This window comes from Dehalobacter sp. 12DCB1, from assembly GCF_004343605.1.
GTDB lineage: Bacteria > Bacillota > Desulfitobacteriia > Desulfitobacteriales > Syntrophobotulaceae > Dehalobacter.
The window spans coordinates 79,378-99,830 of the sequence record NZ_POSF01000011.1 but is presented as its reverse complement, the minus strand read 5'-3'; the positions used below and the strand labels follow the sequence as shown (position 1 = coordinate 99,830).

Genomic DNA, 20,453 nt, shown 5'->3' with positions numbered 1-20,453 from the left:
AGATTATGCAGCTAGAAAAAGGGAAAATGGCAAGTTCTCAACTGACTTTTTTAGTGGCGGGGATTATTCAGTGTTCTTCGCTAATGGTAGGTTTTGCCACCAGATATGCAAAACAGGATATTTGGTGGATTTCTTTAGCGGCTTTACTTGTATATTTTTTAATATCCTTATTTTTTTTGAATTTGGTCGTAAAATTTCCAGGTAAAAATATCATCCAGATCAATGACATTATTTTCGGCCCCTATGTCGGAAAATTCATTTCTATTCAATATCTTGGTTATTTTTTCTTTGTACTCGTTGCGTTCTTTCAATTTATCGGGGAGTTTGTTGTGAGCTATATCATGCCGGAAACACCGCAGATTGTGATTGAAATCCTGTTTTTTCTGATTTGCGCTTGGACGCTCAGAAAAGGAGTGGAAGTGATCGGAAGGGTCGGCCTTATACTCTCGGCGATAACAATCGTTTTGTATTCATTAACATTTTTTCTGTTGCTTAAGGACATGGAGCCGGCCAATTTTTTCCCGGTCATGGACGTTCCATTGAAAGATATGCTTTACAGTCTCTCTGTTTTAGTAGGTGTGTCCTTTGCCAATGTATTCGTTTTACTCATGCTCATGCCCTATGTCAATATTGTTAATCAGGTTAAAAGAGCGTTTCGTACGGGTTTGGTCATTGGAGGGGTGTCCTTATTTTTTATCAGTGTGCAGTACATTGCTGTTTTGGGGGATAGTGCAGCAATCATGGTTTTGCCATATTACGAGGCAGTGCGGCAGATTAACATCGCCAATGTGTTTACTAGAATGGAAATATTGGTGGCGATTGGACTCATGTTTACGCTGTTTATTGGCATAATTACGGCTTATTACGCTACAACCTTGGGGGTTGCTCAGCTACTCAAACTGCGTTCTTATGCGGAACTTGTATTGCCAATCGGGATCATCGCGCTTAATTTTTCCTTAGTGTCGTATAAATTGAGTATTCATATGGCTCGGAAGGAATCTGCGTACCTTCTATATATAAGTTTTCAATTGCTTCTTCCGCTTGCTTCTTTGGTCGTGGCTAAAATAAGAAAGTTGCCAAGCGGAGGGTAGCATTTTTGTGCCGCTAAGGACTTCAATATCCGCGTTTAAGGAGGTTCGAATGTATATTTTCCTATTGATAGCTGCGTTTGTCATCATTGTGCTCAGAGAAGCGCCCAGCCTGGTGAGTAGAAAACAGTGGCGGGAGCTGATCGTTTTTTCCACTTTCTCAATTATTGCGTTCACACTCACTTTTCTGCAATTAATCCATGTAAAGTTTCCTGACATTTATCAAGGAGCAGAGGTTCTCAAAAAGATACCGGCAATTCATTCTTTTTTACAATAAGCGTTTACTCACTCTTTAGCTGGAAGAATTGGAAAGATCAAAAATGCTGGACGATCATGGTAAAAATAAAAAAATGAAAAGCACCTCTGCGAACACTCGATCCGAAATTCACAGGGTGCTTAGCGTAAGTTTATTTTCAAGTTCGGGGCGTTATTTTATTTCTGGTCGGTTATTAATTACTGATAATGCAATTTCAGTCTGATAATTTTTTAGCCTTTGCAAATCTTTAATAAAATAATAGCCGTTTGTTTGCTCGATTAAATCCAGTTCTTTTAATTTATTGATCACCTTTATAGTCGTGCCTCTAGTGACGCCCAGCATGTCACTAATAAACTGCTGACTGATTTTAATATTCAGCTTGATTTTATTTTCTATTTCCATTCCAAAATTATCGGCAAATGTTAATAATAGACGGCATAGTCTCCATTCTGAGTCATAAACCAGCAGTTCAGTAAAAAAGTAACCACTTGCAAAAAACTTGTAGGTAATCGATTGTAATATTGATAGCGTTACATCAAAGTCGGTTTGTAACAAATTCAAAATGTTTTCTTTCCTAAAAAAAAGTAAATGCGAAGGCTCCATTGTCTTGAAATAACCATCACTAGGAATACTGAAAATTGCGTTGGCTTCCAAAAAGATACTTCCCTTGTCTATAAGGCCACATATGTATTCATTACCATTTGTAGAGTATACACAAGATTTAACCAGTCCATCTTTTAGATAATAAAATCCATCGGGGACATCTCCGGCAGAAACAAGTATCTTATTTTTAGCAAAGAAAACTTCTTCTCCTACGTCCAATAATTTTTGAGAGATATTAGAAAGTTTGATAATTTGTGTAAAATTATCTTTTCTAATTTCTTCCATAAATGGCACACTCCCCTTCGATAGATTTTCCTGAAATTCATCTAGGGTATAAAGCATCATAATTTCGTTGTTAGAAGATATTTCTTTATTATGATCCTGCAATATTGTTTTGATAATATTTAGTGTACACCAATTTTTTGTCAGAAACCAGCCTGATTTTTTTATTACGCTTGATTCTCCCTTTTAATATTGAAACAACTATTTTATTTTGTCCTTAAAATTAAATTTATTAATGTTCAATAGTGTACACCTGTAAAATAGTTATCTATTCATAATATTTTATTTTATCTATGATAATTGTAGTTCAAATATTTTAAGGAGGAGATAAGGTATGATTCCTGAAAATGACAAAGAGAAAAAAACTCAGAAGAAAAAAACTTTTTCCAAAGAATTTAGCAGACGCGGTTTTTTGAAGACCTCTCTAGGAGTAGGGGTCGGAGCAGCAGGTGCCGCATTGTTCGGTTCTGAACTGCTGGGAAGTAATAGCATCGCAAATGCACAAGTTGTCGAGCATGATGACATGCCGGTGGAAATCTCCAGTGACTACAAACGGTATAGCATGGCTTCTCAGGCTCCGATTGGTGCTGTCTCTGCAGAATATGCCGGAAAAAGGTTTGGGACAATACCTCAAGAAGGAGGAGAGGGCTGGGGACAGCTTGAGTTCGCCTTTGATCATGCCTGCTGGTCAATTGAAGAGGATATCAATAAGGGTCTGGGCGCTCCGGGTTTTCAATCGCAAGGGTTATTTACTTGGGAAGGTGAAGTAAACCCCAACAAGTACCAATTTGAAAGCCCCGAAGCTGCGAGCGCGATCATCAAAAGAGTAACAAAATTCTGGGGATCATGTAAGGTCGGGATTGGCCCTTATGATGAACGGTGGCTCTTTTCTGAAGTTCTCGATCTCGCAACGGGTAAACCTGTTCCCAATAAGTTACCGTTTACGCCTACAAATGTTATTGTGGCGCTTTTTGAAATGGATTATGACTGCTATCAGACTGCCCCAGCTTTGCCCCAAGGGGCTGCTTCCGGCAATGAATACTCCGATGCGGGTGTTCTCCTCCATAAGTTGGCTAAATTTATCAGGACATTAGGCTACCAGGCCATACCTTGTTCCAATGATACGGCTTTAAGTATTCCCTTGGCTATTCAGGCCGGCCTAGGGGAGATCAGCAGAATCGGTATTATGGTCACTAAGGAATATGGGCCGAGAGTGCGGATATATAAATTGTTCACGGATATGCCATTGGCTATTGATAAACCGGTTACCTTCGGAGCGATGGAATTCTGCAAAACCTGCATGAAATGTGCTGACGCCTGCCCGTCACAAGCAATATCCCATGATGTAGAACCAAGTTTTAAAACATCTTCCATAACGAATCCGGGAGTCAAAAAATGGGCTCAAGATGGCGTGAAGTGTATGACCCAATGGTCAAAAGTCGGTACTGACTGCGGTATTTGTATTAAGGTCTGCCCTTACAACAAACGCCAGGAATGGCATCACGACTTAGTAAGGTTGGGCACAGAAACACCTGCAAAACCTGTTCTGAGGTTCTTTGACGATTTGTTCGGTTATGGTAAGATTTCTGTTCCGGATGCAATAAAGGAATTCTGGAATAAATAAGAAAAGAGGAGAGGTAATATGATTATTTTCTGGTTAACCTTGGGAGCACTCATGGCATCATCCATATGGTTCGTATATATCAAATTCCAGGCTGCAGGAAAAATGTCCGTAGCCCGCTGGATTTTAACGGCAATATCCGTGATCTGGGGAGCATTTCTCCTGGCTTGGATCGTCTACAGCATTGCCGAAGGTGAGATGCAGGCTGCCGGCATGGGATTCTTAATCTTCGGAGCGATTCTTCTTGTCTTAATTATCCTTACGGTACGCTTAGACTCCTTGATACCTTCAAAGAAGAAAGCCAATAAAGTAGAGGCGGCATAATTGTAATAAGTCGAATGTTCAATAGGAGCAGAAATGAAAAACTCAGCAAATAAAATCATTATGTTTGCAGCAGCAGTTGTATTCCTCCTAACGTTGGTTTTTAGCTGGACTCATACAGATAACGATATCATACCGTTTATGAATCAAGTGTTCCCGGAAGCGCAATCTTTTCAAAAGATTGCGTCTTCCCCTGTTATATACGAAGGGCAAACAAAAGGTCAAAACGGCAGGGAAGAAAAAATAGGCTACGTCGTAATCGAACAAGCGGTTGCTTATGGCGGGCCGATTAAAATGGTTACCGGGATAGACCTGCAAGGAAAGATTGTCGGGACGGTTATCGCCGCACACAAGGATACACCATCATTTATCGATAATATTCTAGATCAAAAATATTTGGAAAGATTCATCGGAAAAGACATCACAGATCCTTTATCCATTAACAAGGATATCGACCGGATATCGGGTGCAACCTTTTCTACAAGGGGGATAGCCAAAGCGGTTTCCCGGGGAAGCCATGCCGTAGCCAGGAGCGAGTTCGGGCTGAATGTTAAGGATGAAGTGGAACCGTTTAAGTTCGGGTCCAAGGAAATTGCCGTCATAGCGTTGGTCATCCTGATAGTGATTGGCATGGCATTCAAACAAAAAAAATTACGTCGGCTTGCCCTTTTAGGAAGTTTAGTCATCATTGGTTTCCAATATAATACGCCCATTTCGCTTGCAAATATTGCCGGACTTCTCATGGGGAATTTCCCATCAATCCGTGAAAACCTCGTTTGGTATATCCTCTTAATTGGAATCCCGGTGATTACCTTTATAATAGGAAAGAATATTTACTGTTTCTGGCTTTGCCCGTTTGGCGCTTTGCAGGAAATCACAGCCAAAGTGGGCGGCGGTAAATTCAAATGCTGCAATAAAGCAATCGAAGCCAAAGCGGCTAAATTAAGGTATATACTCATATACCTGGCACTCATAGGTGCATTCCTGACGAAGTCACCGAGTTTTGCCGGTTACGAGCCATTCGCTACTTTGTTTGGTCGTCAGGGATTTGGTATTCAGTGGCTTATTTTGCCGGTCGTGATTTTTAGTTCTTTCTTTATCAGCAGATTCTGGTGCAGGTTCTTTTGTCCGGGGTTGATACTCAATGAGATTATTTTACGCCCCAGGAGATATATCATGGGGATTTTAAAAAAAGGGATACCAGAGAAAGTGAAATTGAAAAAGGTTCAGAGAATTAAAGGAGTCGAAGAAATCAAAGCAAGATCTGCAAATGAATTGAATAACATCGAGGTTAAGCAATGAAAAGCAAATTACGTATAGGAGATATAGTATTTATCTTATTGATTTTAGCTGTCGCCATCATGATTGCAATAAGTGAAGTTCAGTCTTACCATGTTATTTCTTAACAAATATTTTGATTTATGGCGTATAATTATGAACAGTCTCTATATGTTGTAATAAAACTTAACTCATGTCGACAGAAAGGTTGTATAAAGTAACTCAATTATCTAGAAATAGAGGACTGTCCCCTAATATGAAGGCTCAGTCCTCTAATGGCCACTTACTTCCTCTAAAGAGTTAACTTGCATGACGTTGAAATATACTATTTATCGGAAAACCAAAGCCAGATAAGTTAAGAATGTTCTCCCGTCTACACATGGATCCGCTAAAGGCGGATCCATGACGTCAGCCACAGTCACAAAAAAGCTGGTGACGGTCTGATAGACTGTCACCAGCTTTTTAGAAAATAAGAGTCCTCAAAAATTACGCCTTAAAATCGTTCCGATTAACCGGGTACGTTGAGAATTACTTCACGTCATACTTATAAAGCTCCGGAAGTTTAGTGAGCTGCTCCAGGTGCTGCAGGTGCTGCAGCAGCCTTGAGAACTGCTTCAACGTCATACTTATAAAGTTCCGGCCACTCCAACCACCACTTGTATTTTTCAATCTCTTCCGTACCGTAACCAAACATATCATCGATAGTTTTAAGCAACTTTGAAGCATTTTCTCCTTTGCTGCCAATAAAGATTCCCGCTTCATGGAACCAGGAATCTTCTTTGGAGTTCCAAGGACATACTTTCACACATCTTCCGCAGCTGACGCCTTCATCGTTAGCTGCGCGGAATACCGTACATTTCTTAGAATCAGTATTCCAGCGGAGATAACCCTTGTGCGGCATAGGATCCTTCTCAAAAGTAATCGCCTGTGCAGGACAGTAATCCGCACACTTCATACACACTCTGCAGAAATCCAGTGCGCCAAAATCAATCGGTTTATCCGGTGCCAAAGGCAAATCTGTTGTAACTGCTGAAGTTTTATGACGGAAACCAATACGAGGATGCGCACAAGTATCACCTGTCCTGGTTAGTTCACCCATTCCGCAGGCAATCATACAAGCCGGTATAAGAACTTCGTAGTTCCCAAAATGATGGGCCCGGGCATTATAACCCAGCTGTCGAATATAATTCGCCATGATGACCGCCGCATTGGCAGCAGCATGGTAACACCGGTTTGATTGGGCGACACCCATGGAGTCATATCCTGTTGAAGCCAACCATGTTTCCAAATGCATCTGTACAGACATACAAATAACGTAAGGCATTTTATCTGTAATAGGTGCTTTTCCATAAGGAACACTTTCGGGAACAGCTTTCGTAAGATATGCGGCTAAGGGCGGAGCCATTTGGCTAGCGTAGTAAGCATAATCAGGCATATTACCGATTCCTACCTCGTCTACACGAAGATAATAGGCAAAATCTTTAATATGCTGAGACATCTGTTCGGGGTCAGGTATCGGCAATTTTCTAGGACTTGGCTTGCCAGTGAGCATTGCAGGTGCACTGATTGCTCCAATAGCACCTGCAAACGGTGCCACCATCGGAGACCTAAGCATTGTAGTAAGAATTCCTGCCTTTGCTTTGTCACCCAGTTCTCCTGATACAGCCAGGGCAAACCCGGCATCTTTCTCATCGGTTTGAACCACTTTTCCGAGAAGCTTGGTCGTCCCGAGCCACTCGCTATTATTTTCTACATAACGGACGGTTGCTCCGCCGTAATTGTTAACAGGACGCAATTTTGACCATTGTCCTTTGGCGGGCTGATAGTCCAAACTAGGTGACGATGCTGCTGCGTTGGCGATCTTGGCCGGAGCCGCAATCGCACCCATGACGCCCATTGCAGCGGCTGCTGCCCCGGTTTTCAGAAAACCGCGGCGGCTGACCGAAAATCCTTTTTTGTTATTTTCTGAATTTGCGGACATTCGTTTTCCTCCTCTAAGCCTTGATTGATTCATTGACCTTTTTATTAATACGGATAAACCCTAAGATGCGCGCCAGCACTATTGCCAATATGATCGAAATACCTCCGAACAGGAAAATTGCCGTGCTGGATGCCTTAACGTGTCCTACGCTGGCATTAATGTAAACAAAGGAAATCCCCATCCAAGTGACGGCATACCAAATAACATATAAGGACCAGTTCAGTACCGTTTTCCACATTAGATTCTTTTGGGCGCGAGGTCTAATCCAAAGAATCCCCGCTAAAAATAACACACCGGCAAGAAAAATTAAGAATGTACTCATAAATCCACCTCCTTTTAGATATAAGTCTACTGATTTATTCGGTGGGAATGTTAATTTAAATTAACAAATTAAAATATTCTTCTGGTTGTGCACATCATAAAAAATATCTCCCGGATTTCTCCGGGAGTAACTATGAACCAAAAATTACTTGATAATTCTTTGCAAGTTATTGCTGGAATCTTTAATATTCTGTATCCGTTTGAAAATGACCTCAATGTTTGCATTTTGTTCTTCTGTGGTTGCCATCAATTCTTCTGTTGAAGCCGAATGTTGCTCGGCAATACTTGCAATACTTTCCGTTTCTTTATTAATGAGTGAAAATAGCTCTACCATGTTATTAATTCTTCTGTTCTCCTCGGTTATGTTTTTCCTGGTCTCTTCAAAAGAAGCCATAATCATTTCAAAGGTTTGATTAACTTGCTTGACCACTGCCGCGCCTTCTTGAGTTGCCGTCTGTCCTTTATTCACTTCGTCAAGGGCGTTTTTGGTTTTTTCCTTTATTTCGTAGATTATTTGACTGATTTGCCTTACGGTGTTTGCGCTTTGTTCAGCAAGCTTCCTTACCTCTTCAGCGACCACTGCAAATCCTCTGCCGGATCCACCGGCTCTGGCAGCCTCAATGGCGGCATTTAATGCCAATAAATTCGTTTGTTCTGCGATTTGATTAATGCCTTCTAAGAAGTTATTTACTTCATCCATGTTGCTGCTTAATTCCTGAACAGTAACATAGGATTTGTTAACCGTCTGATTGACGAGATCCGCTTGCTTGCCCATCATACTTATTTTCTCTGAGCCTTCCATTACGGCACTTATGGCATTTTCCGAAACGCTTTCAAGTTGACTTGAAAAATTGACTATCTCTGAAATTTTCCTATCCGCCTCTTTTATCATCTGACTAATCTGAGTAATGCTTCCGGTCTGACCTACGACACCCTTGGTGATTTCCTGGAAAGCTGTTCCCATTGCGTTACTTATTTCACTAATTGTTTCAAGGTTATTATTCGCTTCATAAATATCCTCGTTTAAAGCTAAGGTACTTTCTTTAATTACTTTGATTTCACCTTTCTTTTCTTCCAGTAGTTCGTCAAGCTGCCTTTGTTTGTTAATCGACGCAATTATCGTTTCAGCTCCCCATCTTACCAAAAAATAAAGACTGATTGTAGATAGAATGATAGACGTAATTTCTCCCGGAAGAAGACTGCTATCAAGAATATTCCAAGCAACCTTCATGAGGATAAGTGTTGCTAAAAGAACGATGCCGGCAAATGCGAGTAAATTTTTTCGCAAGTAAAGAGCTACAATGCATAGACAAGTGATAGCCATGCCTTCGGCATTGGCCGGCGAAAGAGTCATCGAATTCGCTACAATCGCAATAAAGGGAAAGATCAACAAATACACAACAATATTCTCATATTTCTTAAGGAATAAAAAAGCGGCCGAAATCACAACCGCACATACAAGTAGGATTAATGCTGGAAGAGCGAGGACATTCGCGCCCGTAAAAAAAGAAATAATCAGGGATGTCATCAAAACAGAGATAATTGCTAGAATAATCACATTTACTTTTCTGTAATAGGTTTGCATGAATTTGTCTTCTCCCATACTATCAGCTCCTCAAAAATTTAGTTATTTATAAAATACTTTAGAATATCGTGTCAATTTTAGTTAAATTTTACTAACCCTTATAGCCGCTTTCAGTTTCTTCTAATTCGTAAAGTTCCTGGCACTTCAGACTAAAAAAGATGTTTCTCAAATGTCAGCTCTTTTAATCTATCTAAATCATGGATAATGATTTTGCCTTTCTTTTTCTCGATAATCTTTTGCTTTTCCAAATATCCTAATACTTTGGATATCGTGACATGATGGACTCCTGAGATTTCAGAAATAGTTCTCTGAGACAATTCGAGACGGACTTCATATGAATTTCCTACGGGTATTCCGTTGGAAATACATAGACCGTAAATCAGTCTTACTATCCTAATCGTCGGATTGAATAATTCCATTTCAACTGTTTGCATCATAAAATAAAGGCTTTTAGAAAAAGTATTCTTTAAGATTTCAAAAAATATATCGTCATCTATTTGAAACATTGCTTTGAGCTGCTCCTCAGTGAAAAAACATACGCTGCATTTTTCTATAGCGGTTATATAGGAATTATCATGATTCATCGGAAAGAGCTTGCACAGGATTCCATTTTTGCCGCAAAAATAATGCAATCTTTCCCTGCCGTCCTCTGTTACCATTTTGATTTGGACTTTTCCTGAAAGCACATAGATTAGCATCGGCTCACTATCCCCTGGTAAAGTAATAGCACTTCCTTTTGCATAGGATTTCACAATTCCTAGATGGATAAATTTTTGCAGTTTCTCGACAGGGTAGAATGTGTCAGGAATTGTTCTTGCCACCTCATCAGAAAAATCGTATTTCATACCTTCCTCCCTCCTTCCTGTATATACCTCTTCGTAATTTATTTGATGGTCATTTGAATGATAAAAGTTTTTAAATTTAGTATACATTAACTTTGATTAATTTAATATGGATTTAACTTTCCAAGATTTCCTCTTCATATTGTATATTATTTCTAGCCAGCGCTTTAATCATATAGAAATTAGTAAAATGTTATATAAAATTTTAAGGAGGGGATATCGATCCTAATATTTTTTTTAGTTATGTAGCATGCGCCAACATTATGAGTTTTTATATTATGATAATATTTATTATAACAAGTCGGATGCCGTAGAAACAAAAAGGACAATAGAATGAAATTCTTAGGGGAATAATAATTATGGAAAAAAATTTTAACAACAATTATCTTTTACCGAATCATTTTTATCCAATAAATAAGTTGAAAAAATATCTCAATATGGGGATCGTCCGGAATTACCAAAAAGGGGATTCCGTTGTTTCACCCGGAGAGATCATTGATAGCGTTATCTATGTTATTTCAGGAAAATTAGGTATTACTTTTCTAACTGAGGATGGAAGAAGGAGGTTAATGTTCCATGCTGATGCTGGTACGTTTGCCGATCGATTATTTCAGCCTGATGATTGTCTCGTTGATGTTGTTTCGGAAGAAGAGAGCATTGTATGTTTTTTTTCAAAAGACCAGCTGCTTGAGATGTTTCAGCAGGATAAGGAAGTTCTCTGTGAATTTATTACGAGTTATGCATCAAAATGCGGCTATTTCATGCATGAAGCTAAGGAGATGGCTCTTTATAATCCTTCGGTTCGGGTTCTACGATTGCTTTATAAACTCTGCCTTGCGAAAGGAGAGCTAGTTAACAATGTTTATGAAATTAATATTAAGTTGTCGCAAAAGGCTATTTCCGAAATGACAGGTGTCCATTATGTGACTGTCTGCAAAATATTCCAAAATCTAAGAGAAAAGAACATTTTGCGTAAAACATCCAATAAGATTATAATCTTTGACTTAAAAAGACTTAAAGATCAGATCAGCAACTGACGAACCTTTCGTCAGTTATTTTTTGGTTTGGGACAAAAAGAAGACAGGTATCTTTTCATGCAAAAAAGTTGATATTGATTGTATGAATGATAAAAAAATTTAAAAACTTATAATCCATATTATAAGAATTAGTAAAACAATATATGTACAATGTACTTAGTGATTCGACCAAATCATAAAAAGAGGAGGTGAAGATAATGGGTACATTGTTAATTTTTATTGCCGGTGTGTTATTTTTAGCGGGGATTCTTTTTATTAAACCTCGCGCCAAAAGGGACTTAATGTGGAAAACAGTACTGAACTGGGCCTTATATGTTATTTGGTATGCCATCACGTGGATGGGGGTTTCCTTTGTTTACATTAACGCATCGGTCGGCCATGTTAAAGCAACAAGTACGGCTATATTCCTGTTCTTAGGAATATCTGTGGTGCTTGCTGTCGTTCAGGCACGGCTGCTAGGTTTTATCGGCGTGAAAAAAACCGGAAACGCAAGTTCACAACAAGCTTGATTGGGAGGGAAGAAATTGGGTAACGAACAAAAACAGCAGTTAAAGATAAACCGGAGAAATTTCCTGAAAGCCGGTGCTGCAGCTACTGCTATGGGGGTTGTCGGGGCGCTGACAGCGCCTGCCAAGGCTGCCAGTGCGGCAGGTGAGGCGTTTAAGTATACGCCCGCACCCAAAGGTCAATGGTCCAAACTGCATCCTGTCCATGATATGGGCAGCGTCTCGCTCCGTTTTGTAGAGCACAACGACCAGTGGCTGGGAACTACGAAAATTGTCGGACCGATAAAGAAAACCAGCCAATACGACAGTGGGTTTGATCGTTGTGCTGAGGGATTAGTCAGTCAAAGAGCACAATTGGGACTCTACAATCTCATCCCCAAAGACCCTATGTCCCTGGCGATAGTTATGGGAACAAGCCTACCGAAACCCCTCGTGGAAGGTCCCGTTGCTCCTGTGAAAACGGAAATTCCAGATCCGGAACAAATGTCGATGCATATCAAAGACCTGGCATATTTTTTAAGAGCCGATGATGTGGGAATCGGCAAGATGCCATCGTATGCTTACTGGTTTGAAAAAACGATATATGAACCGTTTGGCACAAGAGAGTTGCTTGAATTACCCAGGGAACAGTGCGTCAAGCCAATAACTGAACCGGAGATGCCCTATGCTATTGTGGTTATGGTCGATCAGAATCTGAAAACAACGCTCGGTTCCACAGGTTATGACGCTATCAGCCAATCCCAATCTTTCCTGGGATATCACGCAACTGGAGTCATTTCTGTTATTATCGCGCAATATATCAGAAATCTTGGTTATAACGCCCGGGCGCAATACGCTGTGGATTATACAGCAAATATGCCTCCGGTTATTATAGCGGCAGGATTGGGCGAACTGTGTCGCACAGGTGATTGTGCTATTCATCCCCGGTTGGGATTCCGTAATAAGGTGGCTGCTGTTACAACAGATTTGCCGCTTGCTCCGGATAAACCCATTGATTTTGGGCTTCTTGACTTCTGCCGTATCTGTAAAAAATGTGCTGAAAATTGTCCTAACGGCGCTATTTCACTCGACGATGATATGCAAGAAGTGAACGGTTACCTGCGTTGGAAAAACGATGCAGACAAGTGTGCCGAATTCCGGGTAAGTAATGAAGAAGGTGTCTGCTGCGGAAGATGCATGAAGGTCTGCCCGTGGAATTCCAAGGAAGATTCCTGGTTCCACCAGGCGGGAACTTGGATTGGAAGCCAGAGTAAAACTTCTGCGTCGATGCTGAAAGCCATTGATGATATGTTTGGATATGGCACCGAACAGATCGAGAGATATAAGTGGTGGCTTGAGTGGCCGGAAAAATACAAACTGCCTCCGGTAAGCGTTCTAACTGCGCCGTAAAGTCCACTCTAATTAGATTCCAAAATACAAGAGTATTAGAATTCTTTAGCAATGAAGTAATCAAACATGAGAAGAGCTGTTGAGGACGAATGAAAAAGTCGGGTGTCAACAGCTCTTTTATAAAATCAATGCCATAAATACTGATATTTCAGGGTGAGCTGTCAAAGTAAATGCAACTCCTTACTATTTACGCTGGTAAAGGTTGCATTTACTTTGACAGCTCACTGTTTAAAAAAACGCAATAATATTTAAAGTATTGTAACTTTTCCGACACTCCCATACAGGTATCAATTTTTGCAAAAAAAGTTAATATGGATGTACAAATGATAAAAAAAATTATCGTATGCTAATAGTGCAAATTTCAATCACTATAAAATAAGGCAATTATTACTGAAAAGTGCCTATAGTGGCACCCAATTTTATAAGGAAAGGAGACGAGATAAAATGCAAGAGAATTTTGGAAAATGGATGGGAGGAATTCCAGATACATTTTATGCAGTAAGTAAATTGGAGAAATATGTACATTATGGTACTGCAAAATTTTATTCCAAAGGAAGTTATATTGGCTTTTCGGGAGAAGGAAGGAGCGAATTGTTTTATGTACTTAATGGTAAGGTGCAATTAAATTACATTTTTGATGATGGAAGGGAAAGAATGGTCTATTTCGGCGGAAAGCATAGTGTATTTGGTCATCTGTACCATTATGCTTACAAATCTACTTTTGAGGGTTGCTTGCTGGCGTTAGAAAATAGCAAAGTATGTCATTTTTCTGAGGAACAGATTGAACATATTTTCCAGATGGACAAAGACATTATCTTGGACTTATTAAAATATAGCAATGCTAAAGCTTCTTATTTTATGAAGCAGGTTGTTGAAAAGGATTATTTTAATTCGGCGATTAGGGTTGTAAGGTTACTTCATGATCTTTGTATTTCTATGGGAATACCGGTGGACAACCATATTGAAGTTAGCATAAAGTTACCGCTAAAAGATATTTCTGAGATAACCGGGGCCCATTATGTGACAGTTTCAAAGGTATTTACCGTTTTGAAAAAACAAAACATTTTATTAAAAAAGAATGGAAAGATGATTATTTATAATCTTGAAAAATTAAAAGAGTTAACGAAAAGAAAGAATATATTTAAAAATTAACAGCACTTATTTTTTATCAAAATTGTTACCAATTCCGGATAAAATGCCATTCTGATAACCAAACCCGAATTAATTGCTCATTGTAGAATGTGGGATAACCTAAATAAATAATCCGATATAATGCTGGTAATAGTCAGATAGACTGTTATCAGCATTATTATTGAGTTTGATAAAAAGTTATTGTATTCTAATATTGCAAATTCTATAATCAAATTAAGATTTTAAAAAAAGTACAATGCCTGAAAAAAATAAGATTATTTTTTAAGGATAATATATAAAATAATATGAAAGTGCATTATGGGAGGGTTAGAAAGCCATGGAATATGATTTTTTTAATGAATTGACAAGAACAGTTCCTGACACATTCTATCCCATTGAAAAATTGCAAAGATTTATCCATTTAGGAATTGTAAAATCCTATGCCAAAGGAAGTGCCGTTATTTTACCAGGGGATGAATTCATGCTAATCTATGTACTTTCGGGAAAAATCCAGCTCAATATGGTTACAGAGGAAGGTAAGCAAAGGTTGATATATTTTTGCGGCAAAAATGGAGTCATGGATAGGATCTTTGAGCTGAATAATGATAATGCCTACGCGACTGCAATAGAAAAATGCAGAGTGTGTTTTTTTTCAAAGGAGCAGCTTTTAACAATTTTTCAAGCTGACTGTGATTTATATTTTGAAATTATGAAAAATCTTTTTGCCAAAGGCATTTATTTTATGAAACAAACCGTTGAAATGGAATTATACAATCCTACGGTCAGAATTGTAAGACTTCTTTATGGTCTATGCATATCTAACGGAATACCCGTAGGGGATTCATATGAAGTCCGTCTTGAATTGTCTCAGAAACAAATTTCTGAAATATCAGGAGTCCATTTTGTTACAGTATCCAAAGTATTAGGATATTTGGAAAAGCAAAGGATTATCGAGAAAAAGAAAGGCAAAATCATTATCCATGATTTAGATAGATTAAAAGAGCTAACATTTGAGAAACGTCTTTTTTAAAAGATAGTATCAGATAATACAAATTTTTTTAATTGGCTAAAACACTATTTCTGTAATAAACAAACCCTCATGGATTTTTGTTCCTGAGGGTTTGTTTATCACAGAGATCAAAAAATAAAAATTTATTTAAACTATCCGATTTATAACTAATTACAGAAGGTAATGATATAGAAAATTAATTAATGCTTAATTCATACTAAAATTCCTATCAATAAAATCTTTAAAATTATATTAAAAGGGAGGTGAATATATGGGTACATTCTTAATTTTTATTGCCGGTGTGTTATTTTTAGCGGGGATACTTTTTATTAAACCTCGCGCCAAAAGGGACTTAATGTGGAAAACAGTACTGAACTGGGCCTTATATGTTATTTGGTATGCCATCACGTGGATGGGGGTTTCCTTTATTTACATTAACGCATCGGTCGGCCATGTTAAAGCAACAAGTACGGCTATATTCCTGTTCTTAGGGATATCTGTGGTGCTTGCTGTCGTTCAGGCACGGTTGCTAGGTTTTATCGGCGCGAAAAAAATGGGAAACGCAAGTTCACAACAAGCTTGATTTGGAGGGAAGAAATTGAGTAACGAACAAAAACAGCAGTCAAAGATAAACCGGAGGAATTTCCTGAAAGCCGGTGCTGCAGCTACTGCTATGGGAGTTGTCGGGGCGCTGACAGCGCCTGCCAAGGTTGCCAGTGCGGCGGGCGAGACGTTTAAGTATACGCCCGCACCCAAAGGTCAATGGTCCAAATTACATCCTGTTCATGATATGGGCAGCGTTTCGCTCCGTTTTGTAGAACAAAACGACCAGTGGCTGGGAACTACGAAAATTGTCGGACCGATAAAGAGAACTAGCCAATACGACAGCGGGTTTGATCGTGTTGCTGAGGGAAAAGTCAGTCAAAGAGGACAATTGGGACTCTACAATCTTATACCCAAAGACCCCATGGCCATGGCGATAGTTATGGGGACTGCCCTACCGAGACCCCTTGTGGAAGGTCCTGTTGCTCCTGTGAAAACGGAAATTCCTGATCCAGAACAAATGTCGATGCATATCAAAGACCTGGCTTATTTTTTAAGAGCCGACGATGTGGGAATCGGCAAAATGCCATCGTATGCTTACTGGTCTGAAAAGGTGATATATGAACCGTTTCCCGGAAGAGAATTGTTCGAGTTGCCTAGGGAAAAGTGCGTCAAACCGATGACCGAACCGGACATGCCCTATGTTATTGTGGTTATGGTCGATCAGAATTTAAAAACAACGCTCGCTTCCACAGGTTATGATGCCATCAGCCTCTCCCAATCTTTCCTGGGATATCACTCAACTGGAGTCATTTCTGTTATTATCGCTCAATATATCAGAAATCTTGGTTATAACGCCCGGGCACAATACGCCGTGGATTATAACGTAAATATGCCTCCCACTATTATAGCGGCAGGATTAGGCGAATTATCACGCACAGGTGAGTGTGCTATTCATCCCCGGTTGGGATTCCGCCATAAGGTGGCTGGTATTACAACAGATTTGCCGCTTGCTCCGGATAAACCCATTGATTTTGGACTTATTGACTTCTGCCGTATCTGTAAAAAATGTGCGGATAATTGTCCTTCCGGCGCTATTTCACAGGATGATGATATGAAAGAAATAAACGGTTACCTGCGTTGGGCCACCAATGCAGACAAGTGTGCCGAATTCCGGGCAAGTAATGAAGAAGGTGCATCCTGCGGGAGATGTATGAAGGTCTGTCCGTGGAATTCGAAGGAAGATTCCTGGTTCCACCAGGCAGGAACTTGGTTTGGAAGCCAGACTAAAACCTCTGCGTCGATGCTGAAAGCCATTGATGATATGTTCGGATACGGTACAGAGCAGATCGAGAAATATAAATGGTGGCTAGAGTGGCCGGAAAATTACAAACTGCCTCCTGTAAGCGTACTAACCGCGCCTCTGCCGTCTCATGGAGTTCTATAAAGTTTAATTTTCCAAAGGCATCTTGAAAAATTAATGATAGAGCAAACCCTCATGGATTGTGATTCCTGAGGGTTTGTCTATTTATGGAAATGATCTAAATTATACTTTAAGCAAACAAAATATACTTTTTTAGAATATGGTGGATCAAAATATGATAGAATTTTAATAGGATGTTGATTCGGTAAAAATCTTGGTGCAGGGAGCGAAAAGTAGATGGAAGAAAACGAAAAATGTGGAGGCGCTATTCCGGATACATTTTTTGAAGTTGAAAGGTTGCAGGAATTTATTAATTTAGGGACTGTGAAGACTTATGCTAAAGGCAGTGCTGTCATGTGGCCGGGAGACAAATGTTCTTCCCTAATTTATGTGGTCTCCGGAAGGCTGAGAGTAAATAAGCTGCTCGATGACGGCAGGGAAAGACTGGTTTACTTTACCGGAGAACATGGCTTGGTGGGCAAGTTATACGAGACTTGCAATGATAGTTATGCCATTGCACTTGAAGACAGTAAGGTTTGTTTTTTCTCGAAAGAACAGCTTAAAAAAATTTTCAGCATGAATGACGAAGTCCCCTTTGACATCATAAGAAACTACCTATCAAAAACTTCTTATTATATGAAGCAAGCTGCAGAGATTGACTATTTCAATCCGGCAGTCAGAATCGTCAGGTTGTTTCACGAACTCTATATTGCCAATGGCATAAAAATCGGTGATCATTATGAAATTAACATTCAATTGTCTTTGGAAAATATTTCCGAGATAACGGGGACGCATTATGTTACCGCTTCCAAAGTAATAGGCTGGTTAAGAAAAAATAAAGTGATGGAAAAAAAGAGAAAAAAGATTATCATTTATGATACAGAAAAACTGAAAATGATGACTCAGGGGACACATGTTTTTTGATCGTCTAAACCCTTTGCAATTATTTTGCTGTTATTTGACTCCAGATTTGATTCCAACAGAAAATCGCAGATGATGCTCGCCCTCTTTTTTTCGAGGGCGTTTTTAAATTGTTCTTATTTTTTGAACCATCCCTTTTGTATGCGTTATCATACCCATTGTAACAAACCGGATCTCTGATATTTTTAGCTCATATTAAAATTCAGATATCTATTTGACCGGATGTTGTAATATTACAGAAAGGCTGCTCAGGGACGAAAATAATGAAACTTAGCACTAGCTAAAGTTTTTGGGTATTCAGTTTGGTACTTTTAATTTAGTGGTAGTGATGTACGTACAAAAAACTACAAAATTTTATGGAGGTGGGTCTTTTGGGCGTATTCTTAGTTTTTGTTGCCGGAATTGCTTTCTTAGCCGGTATTTTAGCGCTAAAACCATTTATGAAACGCGAAAATAAAATAATGACGGTCCTCAACTGGTCTCTTTATGTCATTTGGTACTTGATTACATGTACAGGCATCTCATTTGTTTTTCTGAATAGCCGTGTTGGTCACGTCAAAGCTACAAGTACGGGAATATTCTTATTCTTTGGTCTGTCGGTTATCTTTGCGGTTATTTTGGCGAGGCTCCTGGGTCTCCTCGGGAAAAATGGATTAAGCCTAATGAAACAAATGAAGGAGGCAAAATAGTCATGTCAAAAAATCTTGCTGATGATAGAAACCAACAGCAGGGCCTTCAGATGAACCGTCGCAAGTTTCTGAAGGCCGGTGCAGCGGCGGCAGTTACCATGGGACTTATGGGTACAATTGGTGCTACGCCTGCTGTTGCTGCTGAGGCTGCTGTAGGTTCAAGTGTTACCGTAAATGGCGCGAGATCTAAGCTGAAGCCGACCGGACACTATGGTGCTGCTTCGGTCAAATTTGCTACATTTAACAATGAATGGCTCGGCACGACAAAGCTCGTTGGCGAGGTCAAAAATATCAGCGAAGCAGAGACAGGATTTTCACGGGCCGGTCGTGGCTTATACGGAAAAGAGTCTCAAATTGGCAGGGGGTACTTTATTAGAAAAGATCCTGCCGGGGCAGCCGAACACGATACTTTAATGATCTTGGCAACAGAACCGGCAGTCCAAGGTAAAGTGTCTCCAGTCAAACTGAATATTCCTGATCCGGAACAAATGTCCCAGAACATCAAAGACTTTGCGTACTTCCTGCGAGCCGACGAGGTAGGAATCGGCAAAATGCCGGAATTTGCCTGGTATTCTCATAAGGTCACGGATCAGCATGCTTTGGCGGTGAACGATCTTGAGAAAGCACTTACTCCTGTAACAGATAGATTACCGTACGTCATTGTGGTCATGGTCGACCAAAACTTAGAGACAATGTTGGCCTCCACAGGGTATGATCAGATCAGCGGCGCCCAATCCTTTTTAGGATACCATACTACCGGTGTTATTGCTGTCGTCTTAGCAAATTATATTCGTAATCTTGGTTATAATGCCAGGGCCCACCATGCAAGAAACTATAAGGCTGTTATGACACCATGTCTTATTTCTGCGGGACTGGGTGAATTGTCCAGAACAGGAGACTGTTCCATCCATCCACGCTTAGGATTCCGCCACAAAGTAGCTGCTGTTACAACGGATTTGCCGTTGGCCCCGGATCAACCAATTGATTTTGGTCTTCAGGATTTTTGCAGGGTATGCAAAAAATGTGCGGATAATTGTCCTTCAGGCGCCATCACCCAGGATACGGAACCCATTGAGTATAACGGCTATCTGCGCTGGAACAGTAACATGGAAATATGTACGAAATTCCGCACGACCAATAAAGAAGGCTCTTCCTGCGGCCGGTGCATGAAGGTATGCCCGTGGAATACAAAAGAGGAGTCTTGGTTCCATGCTGCCGGAGTATGGATCGGCAGCCATGGGCAAGCCTCATCCAAACTGCTTAAAGGCATGGATGATATGTTCGGCTATGGTACTGAACAGATTGATAAGTACAAGTGGTGGCTGGAGTGGCCGGAATTGTGGGCGACACCTGAAAAGATGCCAGGCCTTGTAAAATACTAATCGCCGTATTTTAACTATCCAATAATCATCTAATTATATTCAATCAATAATTAACCGCGATATGCCAAATTAAATGAAGGAGTGACGCTAACTACATATTAATAGTTAGCGTCACTCCTTTTTTCTTTAAATCAAAATATATCTAACCAATCAATAATCCTAATAAGCAACCTTAACAAACCTTCGTACATAAAGTTGTCGTGAATTAAATCATACAAAGAAATTTTATTGTATAATGTTCGTGC

The 20,453-nt window shown here is 39.8% G+C and carries 20 protein-coding genes; 15 read left to right on the top strand and 5 right to left on the bottom strand.

The genetic code is table 11. The features are described from left to right. The first annotated feature begins 5 nt into the window (after positions 1-5). On the top strand, positions 6-1,091 hold the full coding sequence (locus C1I38_RS04010; protein WP_119776294.1) for an endospore germination permease: 1,086 nt from the start codon (positions 6-8) through the stop codon (positions 1,089-1,091). A gap of 49 nt (positions 1,092-1,140) precedes the next feature. Continuing rightward, positions 1,141-1,365: a hypothetical protein gene (locus C1I38_RS04005; RefSeq protein WP_119776295.1), complete on the top strand. Its 225-nt coding sequence runs from the start codon at positions 1,141-1,143 to the stop codon at positions 1,363-1,365. A gap of 150 nt (positions 1,366-1,515) precedes the next feature. On the opposite strand, the gene C1I38_RS04000 is transcribed toward C1I38_RS04005, so the two are convergent. Beyond that, positions 1,516-2,232, bottom strand: coding sequence for a Crp/Fnr family transcriptional regulator (locus C1I38_RS04000; RefSeq protein WP_243109286.1), 717 nt, complete (start codon positions 2,230-2,232; stop codon positions 1,516-1,518). 331 nt (positions 2,233-2,563) lie between these two features. Between C1I38_RS04000 and C1I38_RS03995 the strand changes: the two genes are divergently transcribed. The 3 genes from C1I38_RS03995 to C1I38_RS03985 are packed head-to-tail and all read left to right on the top strand — an operon-like array spanning position 2,564 to position 5,473. After that, positions 2,564-3,853: a reductive dehalogenase gene (locus C1I38_RS03995; RefSeq protein ID WP_119776297.1), complete on the top strand. Its 1,290-nt coding sequence runs from the start codon at positions 2,564-2,566 to the stop codon at positions 3,851-3,853. Between the two features lie 18 nt (positions 3,854-3,871). Beyond that, on the top strand, positions 3,872-4,174 hold the full coding sequence (locus C1I38_RS03990; protein WP_119776299.1) for a dehalogenase: 303 nt from the start codon (positions 3,872-3,874) through the stop codon (positions 4,172-4,174). Between the two features lie 33 nt (positions 4,175-4,207). After that, the gene (locus tag C1I38_RS03985; RefSeq protein WP_119776300.1) at positions 4,208-5,473 is read left to right on the top strand and encodes a 4Fe-4S binding protein; all 1,266 of its coding nucleotides are present in this window, start codon (positions 4,208-4,210) and stop codon (positions 5,471-5,473) included. A gap of 538 nt (positions 5,474-6,011) precedes the next feature. On the opposite strand, the gene C1I38_RS03980 is transcribed toward C1I38_RS03985, so the two are convergent. The 4 genes from C1I38_RS03980 to C1I38_RS03965 form a co-directional block, all read right to left on the bottom strand. Next, complete coding sequence (locus tag C1I38_RS03980; protein ID WP_119776302.1) at positions 6,012-7,430, bottom strand: reductive dehalogenase; 1,419 nt, start codon at positions 7,428-7,430, stop codon at positions 6,012-6,014. A gap of 13 nt (positions 7,431-7,443) precedes the next feature. Then, positions 7,444-7,752: a dehalogenase gene (locus tag C1I38_RS03975; protein WP_119776303.1), complete on the bottom strand. Its 309-nt coding sequence runs from the start codon at positions 7,750-7,752 to the stop codon at positions 7,444-7,446. A 144-nt stretch (positions 7,753-7,896) separates the two neighbouring features. Continuing rightward, positions 7,897-9,354, bottom strand: a complete 1,458-nt coding sequence (locus C1I38_RS03970) for a methyl-accepting chemotaxis protein (RefSeq protein WP_119776305.1) — start codon at positions 9,352-9,354, stop codon at positions 7,897-7,899. A 131-nt stretch (positions 9,355-9,485) separates the two neighbouring features. Further along, positions 9,486-10,181 carry a Crp/Fnr family transcriptional regulator gene (locus tag C1I38_RS03965; protein ID WP_119776306.1) on the bottom strand — a complete coding sequence of 232 codons (696 nt, stop codon included), beginning with the start codon at positions 10,179-10,181 and terminating at the stop codon, positions 9,486-9,488. A 356-nt stretch (positions 10,182-10,537) separates the two neighbouring features. Here C1I38_RS03965 and C1I38_RS03960 point away from each other — a divergent pair, with 356 nt between their 5' ends. The 10 genes from C1I38_RS03960 to C1I38_RS03915 all read left to right on the top strand — a co-directional run bounded on the left by C1I38_RS03960 (position 10,538) and on the right by C1I38_RS03915 (position 20,208). Beyond that, on the top strand, positions 10,538-11,215 hold the full coding sequence (locus C1I38_RS03960; RefSeq protein WP_119776308.1) for a Crp/Fnr family transcriptional regulator: 678 nt from the start codon (positions 10,538-10,540) through the stop codon (positions 11,213-11,215). 197 nt (positions 11,216-11,412) lie between these two features. After that, a complete protein-coding gene (locus C1I38_RS03955) occupies positions 11,413-11,724 on the top strand; it encodes a dehalogenase (RefSeq protein ID WP_165904967.1) in 312 nt (103 codons plus the stop codon). A gap of 15 nt (positions 11,725-11,739) precedes the next feature. Next, the gene (locus C1I38_RS03950) at positions 11,740-13,110 is read left to right on the top strand and encodes a reductive dehalogenase (RefSeq protein ID WP_119776310.1); all 1,371 of its coding nucleotides are present in this window, start codon (positions 11,740-11,742) and stop codon (positions 13,108-13,110) included. Between the two features lie 444 nt (positions 13,111-13,554). Continuing rightward, positions 13,555-14,262: a Crp/Fnr family transcriptional regulator gene (locus C1I38_RS03945; protein WP_119776345.1), complete on the top strand. Its 708-nt coding sequence runs from the start codon at positions 13,555-13,557 to the stop codon at positions 14,260-14,262. 316 nt (positions 14,263-14,578) lie between these two features. Then, entirely contained in the window at positions 14,579-15,271 is a 693-nt protein-coding gene (locus tag C1I38_RS03940; protein WP_119776347.1) for a Crp/Fnr family transcriptional regulator, read from the top strand. 250 nt (positions 15,272-15,521) lie between these two features. Further along, positions 15,522-15,833, top strand: coding sequence for a dehalogenase (locus tag C1I38_RS03935; RefSeq protein ID WP_119776348.1), 312 nt, complete (start codon positions 15,522-15,524; stop codon positions 15,831-15,833). Positions 15,834-15,848: 15 nt separating this feature from the next. Next, positions 15,849-17,240 (top strand): reductive dehalogenase, encoded by a 1,392-nt coding sequence (locus C1I38_RS03930; RefSeq protein ID WP_119776350.1) that lies wholly within the window; start codon positions 15,849-15,851, stop codon positions 17,238-17,240. A gap of 213 nt (positions 17,241-17,453) precedes the next feature. Continuing rightward, on the top strand, positions 17,454-18,140 hold the full coding sequence (locus tag C1I38_RS03925; protein ID WP_119776352.1) for a Crp/Fnr family transcriptional regulator: 687 nt from the start codon (positions 17,454-17,456) through the stop codon (positions 18,138-18,140). Between the two features lie 368 nt (positions 18,141-18,508). Then, complete coding sequence (locus tag C1I38_RS03920) at positions 18,509-18,826, top strand: dehalogenase (protein WP_165904966.1); 318 nt, start codon at positions 18,509-18,511, stop codon at positions 18,824-18,826. A gap of 2 nt (positions 18,827-18,828) precedes the next feature. Continuing rightward, positions 18,829-20,208, top strand: coding sequence for a reductive dehalogenase (locus C1I38_RS03915; RefSeq protein ID WP_119776355.1), 1,380 nt, complete (start codon positions 18,829-18,831; stop codon positions 20,206-20,208). Positions 20,209-20,453 lie beyond the last annotated feature (245 nt).